Below are 21093 nucleotides of genomic sequence, written 5' to 3'. Positions count from 1 at the left end.
TGATTCATCGCTCAGGATGGCATGCTCACGAGCAAGGTTCACGGGTCGAGACGGGGTAACGACCCTCAGTCAACCCGAGGGAGCGTTCAGGTGGTCGATTCGTCCGACCCGTCCCTGCCGTCATCACCCCGGAAGCCGCACACCGTGCCGCTGCGGCGGATCCTGCCCGCCGTCCTGCGGGACCCGGCACGCGCGCTCATCGACATCGGCAACCGCACCGGCGGCGACCTGGTCCGGCTCAACCTCGGTTCGTTCCGGCCCTACCTGGTCACCCACCCCCGGCACGTGCAGCACGTGCTGCGGGACCGGGCGGACAACTACGAGCGCGCCGGCGACGGGTTGTTCTGGCGTCCGGTCAAGCGGCTGTTCGGCGAGGGCATCCTCGGCGAGGGGCAGGTCTGGTCGGCCAGCCGCCGGATGTTGCAGCCGATGTTCACCGCCCGCCGGGTGGAGGCGCTCATCGACGGCATGGCCGACGCCATCTCCGACGCCGTCGACGAGCTGGACGAGCCGTACCGCGCCGGCCGCCCGGTCGACATCGGCGTCGAGCAGGCCCGCATCGTCAGTCGAGCAATCATGAAGGTGCTCTTCGCCGACCGGATCTCGGTGCCGGACGCGATGCGCGTGATCGACGCCCAGGACCGCATCGCCACCGCGGTCATCCCCCGGATCGTCGTGCCGTTCGCGCCGCTGTCGCTGCCCATGCCGGGGGACCGTACGTTCCGGCGTGCGGTGCGCGTCGTCGACGACGTGCTGGTGCCGATCGTCCGGCGGACCCGCGACGACGCCGACTCCGGCGACGACATCATCTCCACGCTCTGGCGGGCCCGCACCGACGACGGCCGGCGACTCGACGAGCGGCAGGTCCGCAACGACACCGTGGCCATGTTCGCCGCCACCACCGAGACCACCATCAACGTGCTCACCTGGGCCTGGCCCCACCTGCACCAGCACCCCGAGGTCGCCGGGCGGCTCTACGCCGAGATCGACGAGGTGGTCGGCGGCGGGCCGGTACGCCGCGAGCACCTCGACCGGCTCACCTACACCCGGATGGTGCTCGACGAGCTGCTGCGGCTCTATCCGATCGGCTGGATCATCCCGCGCCGCGCGGTCGCCGAGGACGTCATCGACGGCGTGCCGATCGAGGCCGGGGCCACCATGGCGGTCAGTCCGCTGATCACCCAGCGGATGCGGCAGTTCTGGGACCGCCCGGACGAGTTCGACCCGGAGCGGTTCCGGCCGGACCGGGTCCGCGCCCGCCACCGGTACGCCCACTTCCCGTTCGGCGGCGGCCCGCACCAGTGCCTCGGCATGTATCTGTTCTATCTGGAGGCCCAGCTCATCCTCGCCACCATGCTCAGCCGCTACCGTTTCCGCCTGCACCGCACCGACGTGCCCGGGTTGCGGCTGGCCGCCGCGTTGCGGCCACGCGAACGGGTCGAGCTGACGCTGCTCGCCGCCGGCCGGGTGGAGGCGGCGTGACCGGCGTACCGGCGTCGGATCCGATCGCCGCGGCGGCGGAGCAGGGCCGGATCTGCGCGCTCGTCGCGCACGGCCAGCGCGGGCTGCGCCGGGCCGCCGCCGCACATCCCGAGCTGTTCCCCGGTGACCCGTTCGACGCGACGTTGTTCAGCAGCATCGCCTCGGCCATGGCGTTCAGCGCGCCCTGGCACACGGCCGCGGAGCTGGCGGTCACCAACCGCGCGGTGCTGTGGGGCTTCGCCGTCGACTGGCTGGTCGACCACGAGGCGACCAGCCGCGCCGAGGTGGACCGGATCGGCCGTACCTGCCTGGACGTGCTCGACGGCGCCGGCGCCGACGACCCGCTGGGCCGGTTCCTCGCCGAGCTGCGCGACGACGTCGCGGCTGCGCCCGCCTACCGGGCGTTGCGCGGACGCTGGCGCGCCACGATGGAGCGCACGCTCGACGCGATGGCCCGGGAGTGGACGTGGCGACGCACCGGCCGCCCGACGCTCGCGGAATACCTGGCCAACGCCGACAACCTCGCCGCCACCGTGGTCAACGTGGCGCACTGGATCCATACCGGATCGGTGACCGACGCCGCCGTGCTGGACCGGCTGATCGAGGTCGGCGACGAGGTGCAGCGGGCCCTGCGGCTCGTCAACGACCTCGGCACCCACCGGCGGGACGTGGCGTCGGGCGACCTCAACGCGTTGCTGCTGGTGGACGACCCGGCGGAAGTCGAGCGGCGGTTCGCCGAGCAGGTGGACCACTGCCGCGTCCTGCTGGCGAAGCTGGCCGGCGAGGCGCCTCGGGAGGCCGACTTCCTGTCCCGGCAGCTCGGCTTCACCACCGGGTTCTACCGCCACACCGACTTCTGGGGTGTGCGGTGAGCCTCACCGCCCAGCCCACGACCCGGGCCGGCGCCGCCCAGCACCTGGTCGACGCGCTCGCCCGCGACCCGGCCGGGCAGACCTCGCCGTCGGTCTACGAGACCGGCCGGCTGACCGCGCTGGCGCCCTGGCTGCCCGGTCATGATGTGCGGGTGGCCTGGCTGCTCGACCGGCAGCGCCCGGACGGCGGCTGGGGTGGTCCCGGCGGCTACGCGCTGGTGCCGACGTTGAGCGCCGTCGAGGCCCTGCTGGCCGAGCTGCACCGGGCCGGGTCCACCGGCCCGGCGTCGGCGCCGACCGCCGCCGCGCACCGGGGCCTGGCCTTCCTGGCCGCCGCGCTGCGCGGCGACGCCCCGCCCGACCTACCGGCCACCGATCTGATCGTGCCCGCGCTGCTGGCCGCCGTCGACCGGCACCTCACCGGGCCGGCGGGTCCGCCGCCCGGGCTGGCCGAGTGGGCGGACCGGCCCCGCCTGCCGCTGCCGGCCGGTCTCGACCCGGCCCGGCTGACCCGGGTACGCGGACTGCTGGCCACCGGGCGGCCGGTGCCGGAGAAGCTGGCGCACGCGCTGGAGGTGGCAGGCGAGCTGGCGTACCGGGCGGCCGGGGTCCAACCCTCGGCGAGCGGGGCGGTGGGCGCCTCCCCGGCGGCCACGGCGGCCTGGCTCGGCCGACCCGAGCCCGGTCCCGCGCTCGACTACCTGCGCGCCGTCGCCGGGTCCGGGCCGGTGCCCTGCGCCAGCCCGATCACCGTCTTCGAGCGGGCCTGGGTGCTTGCCGTCCTGATCCGGGCCGGCGTCTCGGTGCGCGTGCCCGAGCCGGTGTCGGCCGGGCTGCGCGCCGCGGTCGGCGCGTCCGGCGCGGCCACCGCGCCGGGGTTGCCGGCCGACGCCGACACCACCTCGGTCGTGCTCTACACGCTGGCCCGGCTGGGCCGGCCGCTCTGCGTCTCCCCGCTCGCCGGGTACGACACCGGGCGCCAGTTCTGCACCTGGCCGGGGGAGGACGGGGCGTCGCTGACCACGAACGCGCACGTGCTCGACGCCCTCGGCGAACACCCGAGCCGGCCCGGTGTCACCGCGGCCCGACGCCGGGTCACCGACTGGCTGGTGCGACGGCAGGAGCCGGACGGGCGGTGGGACGACCGCTGGCACGCCTCGGCGTACTACGCCACCTACGCGGTGTTGCTCGCCCTGGCCGACCACGCGCCCGACGGCGCGGCCCGCGACGCCGTGGAGCGGGGCGTGCGGTGGCTGCTGGACACGCAGCGGCCGGACGGCTCCTGGGGCCGCTGGCACGGCACCACCGAGGAGACCGCGTACGCGGTGCTCACGCTGGCGCGGGCCGGCGGCTCGGGCGACGCCCGGATCGCCGCGGCGTTGGTGCGGGGTCGGGGTCGGCTGTCCGAGCTGGACCGTTGCGACGACGGACCGGCGCTCTGGCACGACAAGGACCTCTACCGCCCGACGCTCATCGTGCGCGCGGCGGTGCTCGCCGCCTCGGGACGCACCGGTTGGACATCGACGCAACCCCTACCTGCCATGATCAGGATCGCTTGAACGGAGTTCACGACGACTGCTAGCGTGCGCCGGAGTCGATCGAATGTCGGACCGACCGAAGACCGGGCCAGGACGGTGTGATGGGTTCCCGCAGTACGAATCTCCGTACGAAGATCATCGCCCTGCTGGCGTCGTTGGTCGCGCTCTGGGCGTTCGCCGCCTGGGTGACCGTGCGCGACGGGTTCAACCTGCTCGGCGTGCAGGCGCTCAACGCCCGGGTCTTCGAGCCGAGCGATCCGCTGCTGCTGGAGTTGCAGAACGAGCGCCGGCTCTCGCTGCGCTATCTGGGCGAGTCCGACCCCGGGCAGTTGGCGGAGTTGCGCACCCAGCGTGAGCGCACCGACGAGGCCGCCGGCGCGCTCTGGCGGTCGGTGCGGGACTGGCGCACCACGATCCCGGCCAGCGACGAGTTGGAGCAGCGCCTCGCCGAGCTGAAGGGCGAGATCGACCAGCTCGCCCAGGTGCGGGACGAGGTCGGCCGCAAGGCCATCGACCGGACCGCGACGCTCACCGCGTACGACGAGGCGGTCGACGGCATCTTCGCCGTATTCGACGCGCTCGGCGGCCTCGACGACGACCAGATCGCCCGGGACACCGCCGCGCTGATCGACCTGAACCGCTCCCGCGAGCTGCTGTCCCAACAGGACGCCCTGCTCACCGGCGCGGTCGCGGCCAACCGGCTGACCGTCGCCGAGCAGACCGCGTTCGCTCGGCTGGTCGGTGCGCAGTGGTTCCTCGGCGACCGCACCGCCCGGGAACTCGCCCCGACCGACCGGGCCCGCTACCAGCGGATGACCGAGGGTGACACCTTCAACCAGCTCCGTACGCTCCAGGACCGGGTGCTCGCGGCCAAGGGTGAGGACGTGCGGCCGCCGGTCACCGCCGCGGCCTGGCGGACCGCCGCCGACCAGGCGATGGCCGACCTGCGCGCGGTGATCCTCGCCGGTGGTGAGGACATCGTGTCCCGGGCCACCCCGGTCGCCGTCGGCGTCATCGTCCGGCTGGTGCTCGCCGCCGGTCTCGGTCTGATCGCCGTCGTCGCGTCCGTGATCGTCTCGATCACCACGGCCCGGGCGCTGGTCCGGCAGCTCGAACGGCTGCGCGAGGCGGCCCGGCGGCTGGCCGAGGAGCGGCTACCAAGTGTGGTGGAGCGGCTGGGTCGCGGCGAGGAGGTGGACGTCGCCCGCGAGGCGCCACCCCTGCAGTTCGGCGACGACGAGATCGGCCAGGTCGGCCGGGCCTTCAACGCGGTGCAGGAAACCGCCGTGCGCACCGCCGTGGAGCAGGCCGAGCTGCGCCGCAGCGTCCGCGACGTGTTCCTCAGCCTGGCCCGGCGCACCCAGGCGCTCGTGCACCGCCAGCTGACCCTGCTCGACGCCATGGAACGCCGCGAGCACGACGCCGAGGAACTGGAGGACCTGTTCCGGGTCGACCACCTGGCCACCCGGATGCGGCGCAACGCGGAGAACCTGATCGTGCTCTCCGGCTCGACGCCCGGACGGGCCTGGCGACGCAACGTGCCCATGGTGGACGTGGTGCGCGGCGCGGTCGCCGAGGTCGAGGACTACACCCGGGTGACCGTGCGGCCGTTGGGCGCGGTGTCACTGACCGGCCGCGCCGTCGGTGACGTGATCCACCTGCTGGCCGAGCTGATCGAGAACGGCCTCTCCTTCTCGCCGCCGCAGACCACCGTGGAGGTTCGCGGCCAGCTCGTCGCCAACGGCTTCGCCATCGAGATCGAGGACCGTGGCCTCGGCATGAGCGGTGACGAACTGGCCGCCGCCAACGGCCGCATCGTGGACCGGTCCGAGCTGAACCTGGCCGACGCCGCCCGACTCGGCCTGTTCGTGGTCAGCCGGCTCACCGAACGGCACGGCGTGAAGGTGCAACTGAGAGAGTCGGCGTACGGCGGCACGACCGCGGTGGTGCTGATCCCCCGCGAACTGATCACCACGGACGCCGGTGAGCCCGCCGCCGTCGCGCCGCCGCCGGTCGACGAGCCGGCGGAGACGCCGGCCGCCGCCGAGGACACCGGCGCGGTCCGGGCGAGCGGCGACGGCGACGCCGGTGCGACCGCGCCGGCCACCCCCGCCACGCCCGAGACCGAGCCGGAACCGGCGGCGCCCCGGCTGACCCCGTCCGGGCTGCCGGCGCGTACCCGCAAACGACAGTCGGCGGCCGCCGCGCCGACCGCGGAGCTGGCCGTGGTCGAGCCCCGCGCCACCCCGGCGGCGACCGACGAGACCCCGCCGGTCACCGACGCGGGGTTGCCGGTCCGGGTACGCCAGGCCAGTCTTAACCCGGAGCTGCGGCACGACCCGTCCGGCGCGGGCGACGACGAGGCGGGGGACATGGCACGCGCGCCGGAGCAGGTACGCCAGATGATGAGCTCCTACCAGAGTGGAACCCGCCGCGGCCGCACTGACGCGGCCCGACTGCTCGGCGGGGCGCACGGGGCCGGCGGTGGGCCGGCCGACGCAAACGAGCAGGCCACCTGACCGGGCGTCGACGCCGACGGAACCGGGACGAGAACGGCACACCAGCCGGGGAGAAGAGGACGACGAGTGGCGCAGAAGACGGCTTCGGGCGCGGATCTTGCGTGGCTGCTGGATGACCTGGTCGGCCGGGTCAAGCAGGCGGAACACGCCGTGGCGCTCTCCACCGACGGACTGCTGATGGCCTCGTCCCGCGGGTTGAGCCGGGACGACGGCGAGCACCTGGCGGCGATGGCGGCGGGCATCCAGAGCCTCGCCCGTGGCGCGGGCAAGCGGTTCGGTGGTGGTCAGGTGCAGCAGACCATCATCGAGATGCAGTCCTCCTTCCTCTTCGTCACCGCGGCCGGCCGCAACGCCTGCCTCGCGGTGCTGGCGTCGGAGGACGCGGACGTGGGTTTGATCGCGTACGAGATGGCCATGCTTGTCACCCGGGTCGGCCGGTTCGTCGCCTCACCGACCCGGGAACAGCCCGCCGGCGAGAACGCGGCACGATGACCGGCCAGGGGGAGCCCACGGAGCAGGAGTGGGTCGACGACCACGCGGGTCCGGTGGTTCGCCCGTACGCGGTGACCGGTGGCCGGGCCCGCCCGGTGACCGGCACGTTCGATCTGATCTCCCTGGTGAGCTCGACCCGCACCGAGGTGGGATCGGAGTCCGGGCTCGGCCCGGAGCACGTGGCGATCGTCGGCCTCTGCCAGCGGATCCAGTCCGTGGCCGAGATCGCCGCCCATCTCGACCTGCCCGTGGGCACCGTCCGGGTTCTCCTCGGAGACCTGGCGGCCCGCAGTCTGGTGCAGGTACGCGAGCCGCGCGCCACCCCCGCCGGCCTTCCCGACGAGCACGTTTTCGAGGCGGTAATCAATGGACTACGGGCGCTCTGAGCGGCCGGCGGGTGCGGCCCCGCTGCCCACCGCGATCAAGATCCTGATCGCCGGTGGCTTCGGCGTCGGCAAGACCACAATGGTCGGCGCGGTAAGCGAGACCCGCCCGCTGCGTACCGAAGAGGTGCTGACCGAGACCGGCATCGGCATCGACGACCTGTCCGGCGTGGAGGAGAAGTCGACCACCACCGTGGCGATGGACTTCGGTCGGATCACCCTCAGCGACGACCTGGTGCTCTACCTGTTCGGCACGCCCGGGCAGGACCGGTTCTGGTTCGTCTGGGACGAGTTGGCGCTCGGCGCGCTCGGCGCGGTGGTGCTTGCCGACACCCGGCGGCTGGCCGACTGCTTCCCGTCGATCGACTACTTCGAGGGGCGGGGCACGCCGTTCGTGGTGGCGGTGAACTGCTTCGAGGGCGCCCGCGAGTTCCGGCTCGACGAGGTGCAGGCGGCGCTCGACCTGGACCCGGGCGTGCCGGTGGTGCTCTGCGACGCGCGGCGGCGGGAGTCGGCCAAGGAGGTGCTGATCACGCTGCTGGAGCACGCCATGAAGCTGCGCGAGGCGCGCCGCCGCGCCGCCGACGACTGAGCGCGTCCGCCGTCCGCGGCAGCCTCCCGGGTCCGCGCCGCACGTCTCGGGGCAGCCTGGGCGGGCGGATCGTGAGAGCCTGTGGCGCATGACCGAGGTGAACGTACGGGCGATGTCCCCGGAGGAGTTCGACCGCTGGCAGGACGAACTCGCCGCCGGCTACGCGCAGGAGCACGTGGCCGCCGGCAACTGGACTCCGGAGGAGGCGCTCGACCGCGCACGGGAGGCGAGCGCCGTCCTGCTGCCGCAGGGCATGGCCACACCCGGCATGCTGTTCCTGCTCGGCGTGCTGCCCGACGGCTCGCCGGTCGGGCGCCTGTGGCTCGGCCTCACCCATCCGCGGGGGCTCGCCGGCTGCGCCTTCCTCTACGACATCGAGGTGGCCGCCGAGCACCGGGGCCGAGGTCTGGGGCGGGCGTTGCTCGCCGCGGGCGAGCGGGCCGCCCGGGAGCAGGGCGCCCAGGCGCTCGAACTGAACGTCTTCGGCTCCAACGAGACGGCGCGCAGGCTGTACGAGACGTCCGGCTACCGGGTGGTCACCCAGCAGATGCGCAAGGACCTGCCCGCCTAGGGCCGGTCCCGGCGGGCCGGCCGGTCACTCCTAAGGCCGGTCCGGCGGGCCGGGCCGGACCCTGCGAACAGGCCCGAGATCATCAGAGGCGGGTGGCGGTCCGGACCAGGGCGGCGAGGGCCCTTGACCGGCTGTGCGGCGGCCACGCGATCACCGTGGTCACCACGGGCGCGTCCGGCACCGGCACGGCGGCCAGGTCGGGGAGCAGCAGCGTCCGGGCCGACTCGGGCAGCACCGCCGTGGCCCGGCCGAGCGCGATGAGCTGGAACAGCTGGGTGTGGTCGCGGACCTCCGGGCCCGGCCCGTCCGGATACGTGCCGTCCGAGCGCGGCCAGCGCGGCATCGGCAGGTCGGTCAGCGCCTCGACGTCTGCCGTCCGCAGCTGCGCCCGACCGGCCAGCGGATGCGTGGCCGGCAGGATGACCACCTGCTGTTCCGTCACCAACTCCTCGGTGTCCAGCCCGGCCGTCGAGTCGAACGGCAGGTGCAGCAGCGCCACGTCGGCCCGCCCGTCGCGCAGCAGCCGGCCCTGCTCGCCGATGCCGCACAACAGCACGTCCACCGGGACCGCGTCCGGCTCGGCGGCGTACGCGTCGAGCAGTTTCGGCAACAGCTCGCTCGACGCGCCGGCCTTCGTGGCCAGCACCAGGCCCGGGCCGCCGCCCGCGACGGACGCGGCGCGGCGGGTACGCCGGTCGGCGGCGGCCACCGCGTCGAGCGCGGCGTGTCCCTCGCGCAGCAGCACCGCGCCGGCCGGGGTCAACGCCACGGTCCGGCTGTCGCGTTCCAGCAACCTCACCCCGAGCCGCCGTTCGAGCGCTCTGATCGCCCGGGACAGCGGCGGCTGGGCGATGCCGAGGCGTCGCGCGGCGCGGCCGAAGTGCAACTCCTCGGCCACCGCGACGAAGTAGCGCAGCTCCCGCGTCTCCACCCCACCACCGTACCGCCGGACCGATACCCGCCGGGTATCGGACGCTACCCGGTTGGTGTTGGAGCACCGGCGGCGACCCGGACAGGATCGACTGCATGAGCGAACGCAGGATTGCGCTGGTGACCGGCGCGAACAAGGGAATCGGGTACGAGATCGCGGCCGGCCTGGGCGCGCTGGGCTGGCGGGTGGGCGTCGGCGCCCGGGACGAGCAGCGCCGGGCGGCCGCCGTGGCGAAGCTGCGCGCGGACGGCGTGGACGCCTTCGACGTGCCGCTGGACGTGACCGACGACGCGAGCGTGACCGCCGCCGCCCACCTGCTGGCGGAGGCCGGCGGCCTCGACGTGCTGGTCAACAACGCGGGCGTCACCGGCGGCATGCCGCAGCAGCCCGGCGACGTGGACGTGGCGACAGTGCGGACGGCGGTCGAGGTCAACGTGATCGGCGTCGTCCGGGTCACCGAGGCGATGCTGCCGTTGCTGCGCCGCTCGGCGTCGCCCCGGATCGTCAACATGTCCAGCGGCGTCGGCTCGCTCACCCGGCAGAGCGCCTCCGTCGGGGAGCACCAGACCGGGCCGCTGTCCGTGGCGTACGCGCCGTCGAAGTCGATGCTCAACGCGGTGACCATCCAGTACGCCAGGGCGCTCGGCGACACGAACATCCTGATCAACGCCGCCTGCCCGGGTTTCACCGCGACCGACCTGAACGCCTTCCGCGGGGTGCGGACGCCGCAACAGGGCGCGGCGATCGCGATCCGGCTGGCCACGCTGCCCGACGACGGGCCGACCGGCGGCTTCTTCGAGGACGCCGGCGTGGTGCCGTGGTGACCGCCCCGGATCATGCGGCCCTCAGTGGGTGATCCGGTAGCCGTCGGCCGCCGTGTCGATCCGGGCGAGGTCGGCCGAGGTCAGGCCGCGACCGGTGAACCGCTCGACCGCCACCAGCCCTTTCTCCACATGGTCGCCGGCCTCGGCGAAGTCGAGGCCGGCGACCGCTGTCGACACCTCCGGCGGATAGACGTCGCGCCCCCACGGCTCGGACGCGGCGAGCAGCCGGCCGCCCTCGGCGAAGGAGAGCCGGGTGACGGCGTTGACGTTCCAGAACATGCTTGCCGCCCGGCCACCGATCGAGGCGGCGCACAGCACCGCCGCATCCGAGCCCCGGTAGCCGTTGTCCTCGACGACCACTACCGCGTCGTCGTCGGCCAGCACGGCGGCGACCCAGGTGTGGGCCGCTCCGCGCAGGGACAGGTCACGGCGGAGGGTGTCGACCGGCTCCGGGCGGGCCGGATCCGCGCCGAAGGCGCGCACCACCTGCTCGACCGAGGCGCCGGTGACGACCGTGACGGTCGCCGCCTGCGAGATCGGGGAGCGCTGGATCCACCGGTACGCGTGCTCGGGCGGCCGGGCCGGCTCGGGCTCGCCGCGCAGCCGGTGCCCGAGCTGATCGGAGCGCCGGTGCACCACCTCCGGCGCGGTCGGGGCCGACCAGACGACGAGCTTGTAGCCCTCCAGCCCGGCGTCGTTGTCGTCGCGCCCGCGGGCGTGCACCCGGACCCGGTAGTCGCCCGGCCACGGCGGGGTGAGCCGCGACGATCTGCCGTCGCCCGGCACCCAGGACGTGTCACCGGCGGCGGCGTGCCAACTGACCTCGACGATCTCCTCCCACCCCGACTCCACCTCGTCCGGCGGCCCGGCAAGCACGAGAAGCTCGACGCGCACGTGACCGGTCGCGACGCCGGTGCGCACCGCCACGCCACCGTCGACCACGGCGACCAGCCCGTTGCCCGTGAAGTCGACCTCGTGGGGGAGCCCGTGCTCGGCGAGCCCGAACCGGTGCCCCTCGACGTGCAGGGTGCTGGTCAGGTGCCGCGGCAGCAGATATTCCGCGCGGATCCGCTCCAGCAGCGCCGCCGCGTACACCGGTGGCAGTGGCACCTCGCGCAGCACGAGCGCTGCCGCGCCGACGGCCAGGCCCACGACGGCGGCGGCGCGCTCCACGATCACCGGCGGGTCCGCCTGGTGCACCGCGGCGCCGGCGACCGCCACGGCGAGGCCGAGATGGGCGGCGCCGTGTGCGGCGGCGATCGCCGGCTCATCGGCCCCGGCCGGCGTGCCGGCGAGCAGCGGCGCGACGCTCCGATGCGGGACCAGGGCCCGCACCGCGGCGACCACCCGGCCGCCCAGCCCGGGGCGCAGCGCGTGCAGCACGGTCGCGGCGGACGTCGCCGCGCTGTCGTTGCCGCCGCCGGTGGTCAACCACGCGTACTGGCCCGCCGGCGGCGGGGGTAGGTCGCCGACCAGATCCGGCGCGCCACTCCAGTCGTGCTCGGCGACCGTCGACTCGAGCGCGCCGAGCAGGCGCTCCGCCGGCAGCGGACCGAGCGCGCGCAGCGCGGCCATCCAGTCCGGCTCGTCGCCGCGCGGCAGGACCGGCCAGCGGTGCGCCTGGTGCGGATCCGCCTCGGCCGGCGCGGCCAGGCGCCCCAGCAGCCGCGCCGGCGGGACGGGCACCCGGGCCGTGAACACCGGCATCGTCGCGGCGGCGAAGGCGGCCAGCGCGTCGTTCACCGCATCCAGTGGTGCGGGCATGTGGGACCTCCCCGTCCGGTCTTCCGACAGCGGGCAGAGAATCGCATCAACCCCCGACAGTTCCGGCCGGCGTGCCATCATCGGCGGCGTGGCTAGCGAGTCCCGGCACCTCAGCGTGCACATCGACCGTCCGGTCGCGACGGTCTACGCGTTCGCGTCCGACCCGGCCAACCTGCCCCGCTGGGCACCCGGCCTGGGCGGCTCGGTGACGCGCGAGGGCGGCGACTGGTTCGTGGAGACGCCCGCGGGCCGGGCCCGGCTGACGTTCGCGCCGGCGAACGACTACGGCGTGCTCGACCACGAGGTGCGGACGCCGTCCGGCGAGACGGTGTACGTGCCGTTGCGCGCCATCGCCGACGGCGACGGCACCGAGGTGGTGTTCAGCCTGCGGCGGGGGCCCGGCATGAGCGATGTGGACTTCGAGCGGGACACCGCTCTGGTCGAGGCCGACCTGGCCCGGCTCAAGGCCGTGTTGGAGCACGCCGACACGTGACCGGGCCGAGCGCGGGACGGGCGGTTCAGGAGCGGGTCGACGTCACGAACCGGGTCCACGCGGCCGGGGTGAAGGTGAGCACCGGCCCGGACGGGTCCTTCGAGTCGCGGACGCCGACCACGCCGCGCAGGTTGCCGGCCACCTCGACGCAGTCGCCGCCGTTGCCGCCGCTGCGGGTGCTCTTGCGCCACCGGGCGCCGCTCAGGCCGACGCCGCCGCTCAAGTCAATGCCGCCGCTCAGGCCCATGCCGCCGCAACTTCCCTCAACAGTTCCAGGGTCCGCGCGCGGGGCAGTGCCTCGCCCCGGATGCGTTCCCACCGACGCTCCAGGGTAGCAATCTCCGAGGGCTGCTCGATGATCTGCGCCTGCGCCTGGCTGTCCACATGCGCCACCCGGCTGCCGTCGCGCAGCTCGGCGATGATGAACGGCCCGTCCAGCCCGGGATAGGTGGGCGTGTCGGCGGGCACCACGTGGAGCTGCACGTTCGGCAGCTCGGCGCAGGCCGCCAGGTGGGCGACCTGGGCGGCCATCAGCGGCCGGTCGCCGGCGGCGGCGCGACGCAGCACCTGCTCGTCGAGCACTACCACGTACAGCGGTCCGCGTTGCCGGTTGAGGATGCCCTGCCGGTCCAGCCGCGCGGCGACCAGATCGGTGACCTCGTCGGCGGTGAGCGGTTGACCGAGGAACGTCGCGCGGGCGTACCCCTCGGTCTGCAACAGGCCCGGCACCCAGGCGAGTTGGAACGCGCGCAGCGCGACCGCCTCGCGTTCGATGTCCACCCACGGGCGGAACCACACCGGCTCGCGGCGGCGGCCGGCGTCCGGCCAGAGCGCATCCATCGGCAGGCCGAGCAGGTTCGCGACCGTCGCGCGGTGCCGGCTCTGCGGAATGTGCCCGGGGTTCGCCCATCGGGCCACCGTCTTCGGATGCAGGCCGAGCCGTTCCGCCAGGGTCTCGGCGGTGTGGCCCGAGCCGGCAAGCGCGGTGACGAAGGCATGGTTCATGCCGGTTCCTCCCCGGAGCAAAAGAAGCGTCCGAAGGAGATTACACAACGCTGTGTGATTGTGTGGCCACGGTCGGCACGGTGGGGGCATGACTGACCCGACACCGATCTCCGCGTACCCCCGGGTGGTGCTGCCGCTGCCCACGCACCGCGCGTGCGGTCCGGCCTGGCGCTGCGACGACTGCGGCGAGCCCTGGCCGTGCCCGGCGCTGCGCGCCGTGCCCACCGACGCGGCCCGCCGCGCGACGCTGATCCCCGAGTTCTCCCGGATCACCCGCCAGGCCATCCGCGACCTGCGTGGGCAGCCCGGCGGACCGGACCCGATCGCGATCGTGCGGCGCTTCCTGTGGTTCATGCCGCTCACCGACGCGGAGGCGCGCGCCGTAGCCCTCCGCCTCCGCTGAGATGCAAGGCGGGGGCCCTTCTTAACACACGTGTGTTAAGAAGGGCCCCCGCCTAACAGCAGCAGCCGATCAGCTCGCGATCATCCGGCGCAGCACGTACTGGAGAATGCCGCCGTGCCGGTAGTAGTCCGCCTCACCGGGAGTGTCGATGCGGACCACGGCGTCGAACTCCACGCCAGTGTCGGTGGTGACGGTCACCGTGCGCGGGGTGTCGCCGTCGTTCAGCGCGGTCACGCCGCTGATCGAGAACGTCTCCGTGCCGGTCAGGCCCAGCGACTCCGCGGTGGTGTCCACCGGGAACTGGAGCGGCAGGACGCCCATGCCGATCAGGTTCGAGCGGTGGATCCGCTCGTACGACTCGGCGATGACCGCCTTCACCCCGAGCAGCATGGTGCCCTTGGCCGCCCAGTCGCGCGACGAGCCCGAGCCGTACTCCTTGCCGGCCAGGATGACAAGCGGGACGCCCGCCTCCTGGTACGCCATCGAGGCGTCGTAGATCGAGGACTGCTCGCCGGTGAGGTGGTTGACCGTGAAGCCGCCCTCCACGCCCGGGACGAGCTGGTTACGCAGCCGGATGTTGGCGAACGTGCCCCGGATCATCACCTCGTGGTTGCCCCGGCGGGAGCCGTACGAGTTGAACTCGTGCCGGGCCACGCCGTGCTCGGCCAGGTAGGTGCCGGCGGGGGAGTCCGCCTTGATCGAGCCGGCCGGGGAGATGTGGTCGGTGGTCACCGAGTCACCGAGCTTCGCCAGGACGCGCGCGTCGGCGATGTCCTGCACCGGGGTCGGCTGCTGCTGCATGCCCTCGAAGTACGGGGGCTTGCGCACGTACGTCGAGTCGCCGTCCCAGGAGAACGTGTCGCCGGTCGGGGTCGGCAGCGACTGCCAGCGCTCGTCGCCGGCGAACACATCGGCGTACGCGGCGCTGAAGCCGGTCGCGCCGATCGCGGAGGCGATGACGTCCTGGATCTCGGCGCTGTTGGGCCAGATCTCCCGCAGGAACACCGGGTTGCCCTGCGAGTCCTCACCGATGGGCTCGTTGGCCAGGTCGATGTCCATCGTGCCGGCGAGCGCGTACGCGACCACGAGCGGCGGGGACGCCAGGTAGTTCATCTTGACGTCCGGGTTGATCCGACCCTCGAAGTTGCGGTTGCCGGAGAGCACCGAGACGACCGCCAGGTCGCCCTCGTTGACGGCGGCGGAGACCTCCTCCGGCAGCGGGCCGGAGTTGCCGATGCAGGTGGTGCAGCCGTAGCCGACCAGGTTGAAGCCGAGCTTCTCCAGGTACGGCGTCAGGCCGGACCGGTCGTAGTAGTCCATGACGACCTTCGAGCCCGGCGCGAGGGTGGTCTTCACCCACGGCTTGCGGGCCAGGCCCTTCTCCACCGCGTTGCGGGCCAGCAGCGCCGCGCCGATCATCACCTGCGGGTTCGAGGTGTTGGTGCAGGAGGTGATCGCGGCGATCACCACGGCGCCGTGGTCCAGCTCGTACTCGACGCCGTCGGCGCCGGTCACGCGTACCGGGTTGCTGGCCCGGCCGCCCGCGCCCACGGCGGCGGTCTCCAGGTCACGCGGCGCGTCCGCCGGATCGTTGACGCCGTTGGCCGGCGCGTCGCTGGCCGGGAAGGACTCGGCGCTCGCCTCGTCGGCCGGGCCGTCGGTGCCGAACGGCTTCTGCTGCTGCGGCACGCCCGGCTTGCGGGCCGGGTCGCCGCCGGTCTCGTCGGCGGCCACGTAGTCGGTGAGCGCGGAGCGGAACAGGGTCTTGGCGCTGCCGAGCGGCACCCGGTCCTGCGGGCGCTTCGGGCCGGCGAGGGACGGTTCGATGGTGCCGAGGTCCAGCTCCAGGCGCTCGGAGTAGTCTGGCTCGTGGTCCGGGTCGTGCCAGAGGCCCTGCTCCTTGGCGTACGCCTCGACCAGCGCGACCTGAGACGCGTCGCGCCCGGTCAGCTCCAGGTAGCGGACGGTCTCGCCGTCGATCGGGAAGATCGCCACGGTGGAGCCGTACTCCGGCGACATGTTGCCGATGGTGGCGCGGTTGGCGAGCGGCACCGCGCTCACGCCCGGGCCGTAGAACTCGACGAACTTGCCGACCACGCCGTGCTTGCGCAGCATCTCGGTGATGGTCAGCACCAGGTCGGTGGCGGTGGTGCCGGCCGGCATCTCACCGGAGAGCTTGAAGCCGACCACGCGCGGGATCAGCATGCTGACCGGCTGGCCGAGCATCGCGGCTTCGGCCTCGATGCCGCCGACGCCCCAGCCCAGCACGCCCAGGCCGTTGACCATGGTGGTGTGCGAGTCGGTGCCGACGACGGTGTCCGGATACGCCTGGCCGTTGCGCTCCATGATCGTACGGGCCAGGTACTCGATGTTGACCTGGTGCACGATGCCGGTGCCCGGCGGGACGACCTTGAACTCGTTGAACGCGCTCTGGCCCCAGCGCAGGAACTGGTAGCGCTCCTTGTTGCGCTCGTACTCCAGCTCGACGTTGCGCTCGAAGGCGTCCTCGCGGCCGAACAGGTCGGCGATGACCGAGTGGTCGATGACCAGCTCGGCCGGCGCGAGCGGGTTGACCTTGGTGGCGTCGCCGCCGAGGTCGCGCACGGCCTCGCGCATGGTCGCCAGGTCGACGACGCAGGGCACGCCGGTGAAGTCCTGCATCAGCACCCGGGCCGGGGTGAACTGGATCTCCACGCTCGGGTCGGCGGTGGGGTCCCACCCGCCGAGCTGCCGGATGTGGTCGGCGGTGATGTTCGCGCCGTCCTCGGTCCGCAGCAGGTTCTCCAGCAGGATCTTCAGGCTGTAGGGCAGCCGTTCGTGCCCCTCCACCTTGCCGATCCTGAAAATCTCGTAGCTCGCGTCTCCGACGCGTAGCTGGGTCTTCGCACCGAAGGTGTCGAGGCTCGCCACGTCGTACTCCTTCACACCAGCGACCGTGAGTAGTCCTGAGCAGTTTGTCGCACCGACCGGGGCACCGCCGTGCTTAGGCGACACTTACCTACGTCGGCATCTACAAAACCGTACGTCCGTCTTGCTATTCACGCAACCTCACGCCACGCTGCGGGACGAGGAGGCGCCCACCATGATCCACCACGTCCCCGCCCGCAAGGACCACCCGGTGCTGGACGGTGACGGCCCCTCGGGCTGAGCCTGCGCGGGTAGGGTCGGGGGCGTGGTCGACGTGCAGCACTGGCTCTCCGCGCTACCCCCGGGCGTGATCTACCTGATCGTCGCCGGGGTGATCGGCGTCGAGAGCATGGGCGTTCCGCTGCCCGGCGAGATCGTGCTGGTCAGCTCCGCCCTGCTCGCCGCCACCGGGGTGGTCCAACCCGAGTGGGTGGCCGCCGCCGCCGCGACCGGCGCGATCGTCGGCGACTCCATCGGGTACGCCGTGGGCCGCCGCGGTGGCCGGCCGCTGCTGGAACGGCTGGGCCGACGCTTCCCCAAGCACCTCGGCCCGGCGCACCTGGCCCGCGCCGAACAGAGCTTCGCCCGCCACGGCGTGTGGGCGGTCTTCTTCGGGCGGTTCGTCGCACTGCTGCGCATCCTCGCCGGCCCGCTCGCCGGGGCGCTGCACGTGCCGTACCGCAGGTTCCTGGTGGCGAACGCGGCCGGCGGCCTGGTCTGGGCGTTCGGCACGACGTACCTGCTGTTCTACGTCGGGCGGGCCGCCGAGCACTGGCTGAAGGACATCTCCTGGGCCGGGCTGGTGCTCGCCGTGCTCGCCGGCCTGGTCAGCACGTGGTGGCTGCGCCGCCGCGCGAAGCGGCTGCCCCCGGTCGAGGCGCCGGACAGGCCCGAGCCGGTCGGGGCGACGGAACGCTGAAAGGGCCCGACCCCCGGTGGTGGGGTCGGGCCTGCTCGGGTGTGCCAGGCCCCGACCCCGTGCTCTTTTCGATACGCGAATGGGCCCGACCCCGTGTTCGTGGGGTCGGGCCCATTCGTGTGGTTGTGGGTCAGGAGGTCGAGTAGCCGCGGGTGGCGATCCAGTCGGCGAGGTGGTCGACGGTGATGTGGTAGGAGGCGGTGTTCGGGTTGGCGCTGTCGGCGATGGTGACGGTCTTGCCGCCGTTCTGGTAGCCGACGATGCTGATGTAGTGGCCGCCTTCGAAGGCGTGGGGGTTGCCGTCGGTGTCGGTGGTGGTGCCGGCGATGTTGGCTACGACCGCGCGGCCGTCGTCGATGGTGCGGACGATGTCGGTGCGCAGGGTGTCGGTCTGCTTGTCGTCGGCCTTGGGTGTCTTGATTTCGACGGACTTGTAGGTTTTGCCGGTTTCCTTGTTCAGGACGGGGGTGATGTCGTTGATGCTGTTGGTGCCGTCTTCGGTGGTGCCCATTTCCTTGGCCATGGTGTCGACGTCGATGTTCTTGCCGAGGACGCTGATGGCGTTGCGGGCGGCGGCGGGGCCGCAGTAGTAGAAGTTGGGCTGGGCTTGGTAGCGCACGTCGAGTTCCCGATCGCCGCTCGTGCGGTCGGCGACGACGGCGGTCTTGGGGGCCGGGGTGGCGTGGGCGGCGATGGCGGGTCCGGCGATGCCGCCGGTGGTGGCGGCGATGCCGGCGGCGGTCAGCACGGTCTTACGCAGCAGGGTGGTAGCCATGATGGTTGCCTCCCAGGGGGTTGGGGGAAGACGCGGCAGGTTCCCGGCGGGGTGCCGCGTGCGGGGGAAGACTGTGGTGGGCGGGTCCGGCGGTCCGTGGGGACCTGCTCGGGTGGCCCGAGGGGATGGGTAACGACGGCCGGTGGCCGGTCATTCCCGACCGGGGCTGCCTCGGCGAGGGCCGGGCTCCACGCGGTCTGCCGGGTATAACGCCTGACCCCCGGCGGCGATTCCGCCGAGGCGGTGGCACCGACCACCCCCGAAACACCCGAAACCGGACACGCCTGACCCCCGGCCCCACCCACGACATCCACAATCCGCCCACACCCCCCACCCGTGGACAGATGCTCTCCTCCACAGGCCGAACCGGCGGGACGCCAACGTCCGCCCGGCTGCAGCTCCTCCGCCGCCTTGCTCTGCAGCCACCCGCGCGTCGGCGTCCGCGCGTGTCGGCGTCCGTGCGTGTCGGCGTCCGCGCGTGTCGGTGTCCGCGCGGGTGTGTGGCTTCGCTCGCCGCCTTGCTCTGCAGCCATCCGCGCACCGCGCACGGAACGTCACCGAATTGGCCCCTTGCCCGCGCCGGCGGCCCTTGCGTCCGAGCAGGTCAACCGGCTGATGCGGATAGGGCTGCAGAGCAAAGGCGCCGAGCAGCGCCCTCTCACCCCGCCTCAGGCCGTTCACGCTCAGCTACCACTGCGGGCGAATCTTGGTACGGCACGGCCCCTCCGGGGCTTTCTGTGCCAGGATCTCCAGTTGTCCCGGGCGGTGGGAAAATGATGCCGGATAGCGGGACTTTCGCCTGACCGCACTCCAGTTCGCCGAAGTGGCGGCATCCCGGTGCGCCCGACCCCGCCACCTCGCCGAAGTGGAGTCGATCAAGGGCGCCGGATGCCGCCATCTGGGGGCGCGGAGTCGATCAAGGCTGGTCAGAGGGCGGTGAGCAGGTGGAACAGGGCGGCGCGTACGGCGGCGCGGGACTCCTCGCTGTGGTCCAGGGCGTCGAACCCGTGCCGCCCGTTCGGCACGTCGACCACGTGCAGCGGCAGGCCGCGTCTGCTGGCGGCAGCCGTGAACGCCGTGACCCCGGCGTCGACCTCGGGCCGCTCCCGCCCGACCCGGCTCAGCACGAGCGGCGGCAGGGTGGCCCCGCCCGTCGCGAGGACGTCGATCGGATGGAAGCGCGAGTCGACCGGGGGCCATTCGGGCAGCGGCGCCAGCAGGGGGTACGTCGCGGCGAGCCCGCGTAGCCAGCGGGGCGGATCGCGTAGCCAGTCGCCGATCAGCAGCCCGGCTCCGGAGAAGAACCAGAGGGCCACCCGTTCGGAGTCGACGCGCGGGTCGGCGCGGACGAGGTCGGCCGTGTCGGTGATCCGGGCGGCGACCGTGGTCAGGTCGTCGGGGCTCACCACGGTTAGCCGGGGGATCGCGACGACCGCGCCGTTTTCGGCGAGCAGTGCGCCGTAGCCGCGGTAGAGCGGCCAGTCCCGGGCGTCGGGTGCGTCCGGTGGCCCGGGAACGCCGTGCACCACCACGATCGCGGGGTGGCCGCCACCGTCGCCGGCCGGCAGGTGCAGGTCGACGTCGCCGTGTCGCTCGACCGGCGCGGGCGGCGGGTCGAGCACAAACTGTGTCTCCCAGAAACTATTTGCCATGACGCCGATCATAGGGCAGCACGCCGCCCTATCAACCCTCCACTCAGGAGGACGAAGCCTTGGCGTGCCGCTCGCGTAGCCGGTCCCGGATCTCCTCCGGCGTGTAGGCCCGGCGCTGCCGTTCCGCCCGGGCCACCACCACACCGGTCGCCGCCACACCGGCGAGACCGGCCAGGCCGAGCACCTTCCACCACCGCATCCGTTGCCGCATCGGCTTAGGGTAGTCCTCCATGAGCATCAGCCTGGACGAGGCCGTGGAGCTGACCCGCACCGGCGACCTGTGGGTGTTCCGCGGGCGCAGCGTGCCCGACCGCGCGATCCAGCTCACCACCAACAGCCCGGTCAACCACGTGGGCATGGCGGTGGTGCTGGACGACATGCCGCCGTTGATGTGGCACGCCGAGCTGGGCCGCTCCCTGACGGACATGTGGACCGGCACCCGCCAGCGTGGCGTCCAGCTGCACGACCTGCGGGACGCCGTCTGCGTCTGGGCCAACCGGTACGGCCAGCGCGGTTGGCTGCGCCAGCTCGAACCGCCCGCCGACGCCGCCATGGAGGAGGCGGTGCTGCGTACCGTGGCCCGTCTCGACGGCACACCGTTCCCGTCCACCGCGCAGCTCGCCTGGCGCTGGGCCCGGGGCCGGGTGCCGCACCCGCGCGGACGCGCGTTCGGGCCGGACGGCGGGAGAACGCCGGACGGCGGAAGGGTGTCGGACGGCGGAAGGGTGCCGGACGGTGACCGGCCGCAGCGCGGCGTGACGCCGGTGCGCGACCGGGCGCTGGAGACGGCGTACTGCGCGGAGGTGGTGGCGGTGACCTACGAGGCGATGGGGTTGCTGCCGGCTGGGCGACGGCCCAACTGGTACGACCCGGGCCGGTTCTGGAGCGGCGACGGCTTGGCGCTGACCGGCGGTGCGCGACTCGGCGCGGAGATCGAGGTGCGCATCCCGCCCCGGTGACCAGGTTTGCCT

At 73.2% G+C, this 21093-nt stretch carries 21 protein-coding genes; 13 read left to right on the top strand and 8 right to left on the bottom strand.

All coding sequences use genetic code 11. From position 1 onward, the window contains the following. Positions 1-144 precede the first annotated feature (144 nt). The 8 genes from O7613_RS15850 to O7613_RS15815 all read left to right on the top strand — a co-directional run bounded on the left by O7613_RS15850 (position 145) and on the right by O7613_RS15815 (position 8449). Positions 145-1482 carry a cytochrome P450 gene (locus tag O7613_RS15850; RefSeq protein WP_281590206.1) on the top strand — a complete coding sequence of 446 codons (1338 nt, stop codon included), beginning with the start codon at positions 145-147 and terminating at the stop codon, positions 1480-1482. Continuing rightward, on the top strand, positions 1479-2354 hold the full coding sequence (locus O7613_RS15845; protein WP_282289171.1) for a terpene synthase family protein: 876 nt from the start codon (positions 1479-1481) through the stop codon (positions 2352-2354). Before O7613_RS15850 ends, O7613_RS15845 begins: the two co-directional genes overlap by 4 nt. After that, a complete protein-coding gene (locus O7613_RS15840; RefSeq protein WP_282289170.1) occupies positions 2351-3913 on the top strand; it encodes a prenyltransferase/squalene oxidase repeat-containing protein in 1563 nt (520 codons plus the stop codon). The genes O7613_RS15845 and O7613_RS15840 overlap by 4 nt, the downstream gene beginning before the upstream one ends. 80 nt (positions 3914-3993) lie before the next feature. Beyond that, positions 3994-6411, top strand: a complete 2418-nt coding sequence (locus O7613_RS15835; RefSeq protein ID WP_281587626.1) for a nitrate- and nitrite sensing domain-containing protein — start codon at positions 3994-3996, stop codon at positions 6409-6411. Positions 6412-6477: 66 nt separating this feature from the next. Next, positions 6478-6903, top strand: coding sequence for a roadblock/LC7 domain-containing protein (locus O7613_RS15830; protein WP_281587627.1), 426 nt, complete (start codon positions 6478-6480; stop codon positions 6901-6903). Beyond that, the gene (locus O7613_RS15825) at positions 6900-7289 is read left to right on the top strand and encodes a DUF742 domain-containing protein (protein ID WP_281587628.1); all 390 of its coding nucleotides are present in this window, start codon (positions 6900-6902) and stop codon (positions 7287-7289) included. The genes O7613_RS15830 and O7613_RS15825 overlap by 4 nt, the downstream gene beginning before the upstream one ends. Beyond that, on the top strand, positions 7270-7878 hold the full coding sequence (locus O7613_RS15820) for an ATP/GTP-binding protein (protein WP_281587629.1): 609 nt from the start codon (positions 7270-7272) through the stop codon (positions 7876-7878). Before O7613_RS15825 ends, O7613_RS15820 begins: the two co-directional genes overlap by 20 nt. Before the next feature lie 88 nt (positions 7879-7966). After that, positions 7967-8449, top strand: a complete 483-nt coding sequence (locus tag O7613_RS15815; RefSeq protein WP_281587630.1) for a GNAT family N-acetyltransferase — start codon at positions 7967-7969, stop codon at positions 8447-8449. Positions 8450-8531: 82 nt separating this feature from the next. Here O7613_RS15815 and O7613_RS15810 read toward each other — a convergent pair whose 3' ends face one another. After that, positions 8532-9380, bottom strand: a complete 849-nt coding sequence (locus O7613_RS15810) for a LysR family transcriptional regulator (RefSeq protein ID WP_282289169.1) — start codon at positions 9378-9380, stop codon at positions 8532-8534. A 95-nt stretch (positions 9381-9475) separates the two neighbouring features. On the opposite strand from O7613_RS15810, the gene O7613_RS15805 reads away from it, so the two are divergent. Further along, positions 9476-10204, top strand: a complete 729-nt coding sequence (locus O7613_RS15805; protein WP_282289168.1) for an SDR family oxidoreductase — start codon at positions 9476-9478, stop codon at positions 10202-10204. A gap of 21 nt (positions 10205-10225) precedes the next feature. Here O7613_RS15805 and O7613_RS15800 read toward each other — a convergent pair whose 3' ends face one another. Next, positions 10226-11968, bottom strand: a complete 1743-nt coding sequence (locus O7613_RS15800; protein ID WP_282289167.1) for a DUF6461 domain-containing protein — start codon at positions 11966-11968, stop codon at positions 10226-10228. Positions 11969-12056: 88 nt separating this feature from the next. Between O7613_RS15800 and O7613_RS15795 the strand changes: the two genes are divergently transcribed. Then, positions 12057-12461: an SRPBCC family protein gene (locus O7613_RS15795; protein WP_282289166.1), complete on the top strand. Its 405-nt coding sequence runs from the start codon at positions 12057-12059 to the stop codon at positions 12459-12461. Between the two features lie 25 nt (positions 12462-12486). Here the strand turns inward: O7613_RS15795 and O7613_RS15790 are convergent, their stop codons facing one another. After that, positions 12487-12708, bottom strand: a complete 222-nt coding sequence (locus O7613_RS15790; protein WP_282289165.1) for a DUF397 domain-containing protein — start codon at positions 12706-12708, stop codon at positions 12487-12489. Next, complete coding sequence (locus O7613_RS15785; RefSeq protein ID WP_282289164.1) at positions 12699-13466, bottom strand: DUF5753 domain-containing protein; 768 nt, start codon at positions 13464-13466, stop codon at positions 12699-12701. The genes O7613_RS15790 and O7613_RS15785 overlap by 10 nt, the downstream gene beginning before the upstream one ends. 88 nt (positions 13467-13554) lie before the next feature. Between O7613_RS15785 and O7613_RS15780 the strand changes: the two genes are divergently transcribed. Continuing rightward, the gene (locus tag O7613_RS15780; RefSeq protein ID WP_282289163.1) at positions 13555-13869 is read left to right on the top strand and encodes a hypothetical protein; all 315 of its coding nucleotides are present in this window, start codon (positions 13555-13557) and stop codon (positions 13867-13869) included. A 69-nt stretch (positions 13870-13938) separates the two neighbouring features. On the opposite strand, the gene O7613_RS15775 is transcribed toward O7613_RS15780, so the two are convergent. Further along, the gene (locus O7613_RS15775) at positions 13939-16794 is read right to left on the bottom strand and encodes an aconitate hydratase (RefSeq protein WP_281587639.1); all 2856 of its coding nucleotides are present in this window, start codon (positions 16792-16794) and stop codon (positions 13939-13941) included. A gap of 247 nt (positions 16795-17041) precedes the next feature. Here O7613_RS15775 and O7613_RS15770 point away from each other — a divergent pair, with 247 nt between their 5' ends. Continuing rightward, a complete protein-coding gene (locus O7613_RS15770; protein WP_281587640.1) occupies positions 17042-17695 on the top strand; it encodes a DedA family protein in 654 nt (217 codons plus the stop codon). Positions 17696-17825: 130 nt separating this feature from the next. On the opposite strand, the gene O7613_RS15765 is transcribed toward O7613_RS15770, so the two are convergent. From O7613_RS15765 to O7613_RS15755, 3 genes are all read right to left on the bottom strand, one after another. Next, a complete protein-coding gene (locus O7613_RS15765) occupies positions 17826-18470 on the bottom strand; it encodes a C39 family peptidase (protein WP_281587641.1) in 645 nt (214 codons plus the stop codon). A gap of 926 nt (positions 18471-19396) precedes the next feature. After that, on the bottom strand, positions 19397-20122 hold the full coding sequence (locus O7613_RS15760; RefSeq protein WP_282289162.1) for a hypothetical protein: 726 nt from the start codon (positions 20120-20122) through the stop codon (positions 19397-19399). Positions 20123-20165: 43 nt separating this feature from the next. Continuing rightward, complete coding sequence (locus tag O7613_RS15755) at positions 20166-20354, bottom strand: hypothetical protein (RefSeq protein ID WP_146180017.1); 189 nt, start codon at positions 20352-20354, stop codon at positions 20166-20168. Between O7613_RS15755 and O7613_RS15750 the strand changes: the two genes are divergently transcribed. Then, entirely contained in the window at positions 20353-21081 is a 729-nt protein-coding gene (locus tag O7613_RS15750; protein ID WP_281587643.1) for a hypothetical protein, read from the top strand. The two genes, O7613_RS15755 and O7613_RS15750, sit on opposite strands and share 2 nt — an antisense overlap. Positions 21082-21093: the final 12 nt, after the last annotated feature.

Origin of the sequence: Micromonospora sp. WMMD975, assembly GCF_029581215.1 — a bacterium.
Taxonomy (GTDB): domain Bacteria; phylum Actinomycetota; class Actinomycetes; order Mycobacteriales; family Micromonosporaceae; genus Micromonospora.
This window is presented reverse-complemented; position numbering and strand designations above follow the sequence as displayed.